The following is a 5891-nucleotide window of genomic DNA, read 5'->3' on the forward strand; positions in this document are numbered from 1 at the left end:
AAGCAGTTTCAGGTCGACGTAAATCTGTAGCATCCCCGTATCGGTTCCCTCTCCCTCGGGAGAGGGCTAGGGTGAGGGGCTGTTGATCTTCAACGGTGCAAAACGTACTGCCCGGTAAATCTAACCGCCTCGTCCTCACTTCCCGCATTCAGTATCCGCGTATCCAGCGTCAGCCGCGCCCGCCCATATCGCCGATACATCGTCACAAAGCGCTTCCACACCGCCGCATCCGGCGCCGGGCAGATGGCCACGGCATCACCGGTCACCGGCAGCGGATAACTGATCTGTCCTTCCTGAATGACGATATGTCCGTCGGCAATCCCTTCTTCCTTCAAACGTAAATGCAACCAGCCCCAACCGGCCAGCACCGCGCCGCAGTAGAGGCTGCCGCCAAACATGGTGCTCTTGTGATTGACGTTAGGCGCAAGCGGCAGGTGCAGGCTCAATTGCTGCTCACGCCACTCAAGCACTTCGAGGCCCATCTCGGCGGTCAGCGGGATGTCGTGGTGCAGCACCGTTTGCAGGTATTCGCTTGCGCTGCTCATTCGTTGTCTTCCCCGTGGCTGCTGTCGCCGAAATTCAGGCCATGTTTGCGCAACTTGTCATGCAGGGTCTTGCGCGGAATACCCAAGGCTTCGGCGAGGCTGCGCACCGAGCTGTGCGAGCGCGCCAGCTCGGCGGCGATAAGCGATTTCTCGAAGTTTTCCACTTGCTCGCTGAGGCCGCCGCTGACCACTTCGACAGGCGTGCCGCCGCTGCCATCGGCGCTGTTGTCCAGAGCCAGCTCCAGACCCAGCGCGAAGCGTTCGGCGGCATTTTGCAGTTCACGCACGTTGCCCGGCCAGGTGTGGCGCAGCAGCAGGGCGCGGTGTGCCGGTTGCAGCTCATGGGGCGGCAAGCCGTGGCGGGCGCTGGCTTCGTCGGCGTAATGCTGGAACAGCACCAATGCGTCTTCGCCGCGTTCGCGCAACGGCGGAATGCGCAGCGGCGCGACGTTGAGACGGTAATACAAGTCGGCGCGGAAGCGGCCCTGATCCGCCGCTTGGCGCAGATCTTCCTTGGTCGCGGCGATGACGCGGATGTCCAGCGGGATCAACTGATTGCCGCCCAGGCGTTCAACAACGCGCTCCTGCAGCATGCGCAGCAGTTTCACTTGCACGTCCATGCTCATGCTTTCGATTTCGTCGAGAAACAGCGTGCCGCCGTTGGCGAATTCGAATTTGCCGATGCGGCGTTTTTGCGCCCCGGTGAAGGCGCCGGGTTCGTGACCGAACAGCTCGCTTTCCACCACCGATTCGGCCAGCGCGCCGGCGTTGATCGCCACGAACGGACCGTTGCGGCGGCTCGACAAGTCGTGCAGCGCGCGGGCAACCACCTCTTTGCCAGCGCCGGTTTCGCCGAGGATCAGCACGTCAGCCTTGGTCGCCGCCAGCGCACCGATCTGCTCACGCAGACGCAGCATCGGCGTCGAATGGCCGACCAGTCGCGCGCTCAATTCGTTGCGGTCGCTCAAGGCCAGACGCAGGCTGCGGTTGTCCAGCACCAGCCGCCGTAGCGCGAGGGCGCGACGGACGCTGTCGAGCAGCGCATCGCTGGCAAAGGGTTTTTCCAGAAAATCGTAAGCGCCGGCGCGCATCGCCTGCACTGCCAGCGGTACGTCGCCATGGCCGGTGATCAGCAGCACCGGCAGCTCGGGATCCTGTGCATGCAACTCGCTCAACAGTTCGAGGCCGTCCATGCCCGGCATGCGGATGTCGCTGACCACCACCCCCGGCCAGTCACGCTCAAGTTGCGCGGCCAGGCCCTTGGCTTCGGACAGCGGCAGGATTTTCAGGCCGGCCAGGTCCAGCGTCTGGCCGAGGGCCTGGCGCAAGTGCGGATCGTCGTCGATCAACACTACCTGGATGCGATTGTCGATGGTCATGCACTTCGATCCTCGGACGGTTGCAGGCTGACTCCGGGCGCACCGGCGCGCAGGCGCAGGGTGATCAGGGCGCCGCCTTGCTTGTGGTTGGCGAACGACAGCTCGCCACCGAAGGCGCGCATCAGCGTTTCACAAATGGCCAGCCCCAGACCCAGACCCTGGGTGCGGGTCTTGGTGGTGTAGAAGGGCTCGCTGGCGCGGCCAAGGGCTTCCATGCAGAACCCGGGGCCGTTGTCGCGAATGTACAGATTGACGCCGTCGGCGGTGGCTTCGGCACTCAGCCACAATTTGCGCGGCGGGCCTTTTTCGGTCAGCGCATCGAGGGCGTTGGCCAGCAAATTGCCGAGCACCTGGCGTAATCGGGTTTCGCCGGCCTCGACCCACAGCGTCGCGGCGGGCAAGTCGCGAATCAGTTCGACTTCCATGCTGCGCCGACGTTTGGCCAGCAATGCCAGCGCATCGTCCAACGCCGGTTGCAGAGCGACGCTTTCCGGTGCGTGGCGATCGCGGCGGGCGAAGGCGCGCAGGTGGGCGATGATCGAGGCCATGCGCCCGGTCAGTTCGCTGATCAGCTTGAGGTTGCCCCGGGCGTCCTCGGTGCGCTGATGATCGAGCAGCACTTCGGCGTTTTCCGCATAGCTGCGAATTGCCGCCAGCGGCTGATTGAGTTCGTGACTGATGCTCGCCGACATGGTCCCCAGCGCCGACAGTTTGCCGGCCTGGACCAGATCGTCCTGGGCGCGCACCAGCTCCTGCTGCGCGTGCTCGCGCTCAAGCACTTCCTGTTTCAAACGGCGGTTGAGGCCTTCCAGATCGCTGGTGCGCTCGGCAACCCGGCCTTCCAGTTCGCGGCGCGCCTTGGCCTCAAAGGCGATGCGCTCCAGATAGTGCCGGCGACGTTGCATCATCAAACCCACCAGCAGCATGACCACCAACAGCGTGGCGCCGCCGATCGCGACCACCGTGCGCACCGGACGATCAATCAGCGTGCGCGGGGCGAGGATGCTCACGCTCCAGCCGGTTTCGGCGATGTCGTGGGTCTGCGTCAGCCAGGCGTCCGGGCTTAGATTCAGCGGTCGGGGTTCGCGGGTCGGGTAGGGCTGGATCGCAGTGATCGCGGCGCGCTCGGTTTCGCTCAACTCGCGGGTGGAGCGGAAGCGCCATTCCGGGCGCGAGGTGAGAATGACCACGCCGTTGTGGTCGGTTACCAGCAGTTGTTCCGGGGTTTTGCCCCACAGGCTTTCGGTGTGGTCGAGGTCGACCTTGATCACCAGCACGCCGATGATTTTCTCGCCGTTGCGCACAGCAGCGGCGAAGAAGTAGCCGCGTTTGGCCGAGGTGGTTCCGAGGCCGAAGAAGCGCCCGAGGCGCCCGGCCATGGCTTCGCTGAAATACGGGCGGAAGGCGAAATTGCGGCCGACGAAGCTGTCGCGTTTGTCCCAGTTCGATGCCGCCAGGGTCTGGCCGGACGTGTCCATCAGGTACATGACTTCGGCGCCGGTCTGCGCGGCAATGTTTTTCAGCAGGCGATTGGCATTGCCTTGGGTCACGCCGTCGTCCGGCGCACCAAGCACCGCGCGCAGGGCCGGCAGATCGCCGAGAATCTGCGGCAACACTTCATAGCGATGCAGGGTGCCGAGCAGGTTGGCAACGTAAAGATCGAGGGTCTGGCGGTTCTGTCCGGCGAGTTCGCTGCGGTAATAGCGTTCGGCGAGATGCTCCAGTGGCCACAGCAGCGGCGCCAGGCACAGGGCCAACAGCGCTAGGCTGCGCCAGCGAGGTCTGCGGGGAAGCGGTGGTTTCATGAGCCGATGCGCCTGAGGTAACTGGCGCATTATGCCCGGCCTCAGGCGAAGACGTCAGCGTCCTTGAGCAGCGCGGCCGTCTGGTCCTTGGCCGATAGCTTCGGTGCTTCGTCCAGTTGCCAGTCGATGCCCAGCGCCGGGTCGTCCCAGCGAATACTGCGCTCGGAAGACGGGTCGTAATAATTGGTGGTCTTGTAGAGGAATTCAGCGAACTCGCTCAGCACGGCGAAACCGTGGGCGAAACCCTCCGGTATCCAAAGTTGGCGATGGTTTTCCGCCGACAGACGCACCGCCACCCATTTGCCGAAATACGGCGAGCTGCGACGGATATCCACCGCCACGTCGAGCACTTCACCTGCGGTCACCCGAACCAGTTTGCCCTGGGTGTTCTGCAACTGGTAATGCAGGCCGCGCAACACGCCTTTCTGCGAGCGTGAATGGTTGTCCTGTACAAATTGCGTATCCAGGCCGGTCGCCTCACGGAACGCCTTGGCATTGAAACTCTCGTAGAAAAAACCGCGCTCGTCGCCGAATACCTTGGGTTCGATGATCAGAACACCGGGCAGATCGGTGGTGATGACATTCATGGGGATTTCCATTGATAGGTGTGAATGGCCGACATTCTTGCGCAAAGCGCTGCGGGGCGCGAATGTTGGGTTTGAATTGGAGCGTTCATTGAAGCCGGGGGTTGCGTAACCGCCAAGGCAATGGCGATATAAGCGCCTAATAAAATTTCAGGGGTCGTTTCATGCCGCTCGCCACGTTGATTCATCGCGCCAGTTTGCCCGGTCCGCAGGTTTCAGAGGCGCAGGCGCTGCAATGGCTGGCCGAATATTACGGACTTGTCGGTACGTTGCAGGCGCTGGGCAGCCAGCAGGATCTGAATTATCGCGTCGACAGTGCGCGCGGGCGCTTCGTCTTGAAAGTCTGCCGTGGCGACTACGCCCTTGTGGAGCTGCAAGCCCAGCACGCCGGCCTCAAGTATCTGACCGAGCACTCGGCGATCAAGGTACCTCGCGTGATTGCTGCCAATAACGGTGAAGACCTGTTGTCCTTGCAAGCCAACGGCGAAGCGGTGCATGTGCGGTTGCTGGAGTACATCGACGGCCAGCCGTTGACCGATTTCGATCATCTTGGCCAGGGCGTGGTCGCCGGGTTTGGCCGGCTCTGTGGCGAGATGGATCTGGCCCTGGCAGGTTTCGATCACCCGGGTCTTGAACGCACCTTGCAGTGGGACGCGCGTCACGCCAACGCTTTGATCAGTCATCTGTTGCCGGTGGTCACTGACGCGCAGCAGCGTGCGGCGATCGGCGTTGCCGCCGAGCAGGCCGAGCGCCGTTTGCAGCCGTTGCTGGACAAACTGCCGGTGCAGGCGATTCACATGGACATCACCGATGACAACGTCGTCTGGGCGCGTGATGCCCAGCGGCATTGGCAGTTGCAGGGTGTGATCGACTTCGGTGATCTGGTGCGCACCTGGCGCATCACCGATCTGTCGGTGACCTGTGCGGCTTTGCTGCATCACGCCGATGGCGATCCGTTTGTAATCCTGCCGGCGGTCAAGGCCTATCACGCGGTCAATCCGTTGCAGTACCCAGAACTGCAAGCGCTGTGGCCATTGATCGTGGCGCGGGCGGCGGTGCTGGTGCTCAGTGGCGAGCAACAGGTGAGCATCGATCCCACCAATACGTATAGCCGCGACAATCTCGGTCACGAGTGGGAAATCTTTCGCGTCGCGACATCGGTGCCACAGGCGCTGATGGAAGCGGCAATTCTCACCGCCGTGGCCCAGCCCCTGCCGAGTATCGAAAAAAACCAGTTCGCGCCGCTGTTGCCCGAACTGGTCGGGCGCGAATTTGCGCTGATCGATCTGGGCGTTTTGAGCCCGCACTTCGAGGCGGGCAACTGGGAGCAGCAGGGCATCGATCAGCGCTTGCTGACAGAGGCCGCAGCGGTACATGGGCTGGCGGCGACGCGTTATGGCCAGTATCGCTTGTCACGTACTCGGCCAGACTGCGCGACTGAGCCGGACACGTTCCCGTTGCATGTCGAATTGCGTGTGCCGACTGGAACCGAAGTGCAAGCGCCATTCGCCGGCGTGCTGAATCAAGCGGCAAACGGTGCGCTGCAACTCGATGGCCCACAGTTCAGCGTTCGCCTGT

The 5891-nt window shown here is 62.9% G+C and carries 5 protein-coding genes; 1 reads left to right on the forward strand and 4 read right to left on the reverse strand.

Features of this window, described 5'->3' with window-relative positions; genetic code table 11:
* Window positions 1-89 precede the first annotated feature (89 nt).
* From D6877_RS04870 to rfbC, 4 genes are read right to left on the reverse strand one after another with little or no spacing between them, the layout of a single operon-like run.
* Window positions 90-545 carry a YiiD C-terminal domain-containing protein gene (locus D6877_RS04870; RefSeq protein WP_130910037.1) on the reverse strand — a complete coding sequence of 152 codons (456 nt, stop codon included), beginning with the start codon at window positions 543-545 and terminating at the stop codon, window positions 90-92.
* Entirely contained in the window at window positions 542-1924 is a 1383-nt protein-coding gene (locus tag D6877_RS04875) for a sigma-54 dependent transcriptional regulator (protein ID WP_016772163.1), read from the reverse strand. Before D6877_RS04875 ends, D6877_RS04870 begins: the two co-directional genes overlap by 4 nt.
* A complete protein-coding gene (locus D6877_RS04880) occupies window positions 1921-3729 on the reverse strand; it encodes an ATP-binding protein (protein ID WP_130910038.1) in 1809 nt (602 codons plus the stop codon). The genes D6877_RS04875 and D6877_RS04880 overlap by 4 nt, the downstream gene beginning before the upstream one ends.
* A 41-nt stretch (window positions 3730-3770) precedes the next feature.
* The gene (rfbC, locus tag D6877_RS04885; RefSeq protein ID WP_130910039.1) at window positions 3771-4316 is read right to left on the reverse strand and encodes a dTDP-4-dehydrorhamnose 3,5-epimerase; all 546 of its coding nucleotides are present in this window, start codon (window positions 4314-4316) and stop codon (window positions 3771-3773) included.
* Window positions 4317-4477: 161 nt separating this feature from the next.
* On the opposite strand from rfbC, the gene D6877_RS04890 reads away from it, so the two are divergent.
* A partial coding sequence (locus D6877_RS04890; protein WP_153189061.1) for a phosphotransferase occupies window positions 4478-5891 on the forward strand: 1414 nt, incomplete at its 3' end.

The organism is Pseudomonas sp. Sample_9, from assembly GCF_004307535.1.
GTDB classification, from domain to species: Bacteria; Pseudomonadota; Gammaproteobacteria; order Pseudomonadales; family Pseudomonadaceae; genus Aquipseudomonas; species Aquipseudomonas mercuritolerans.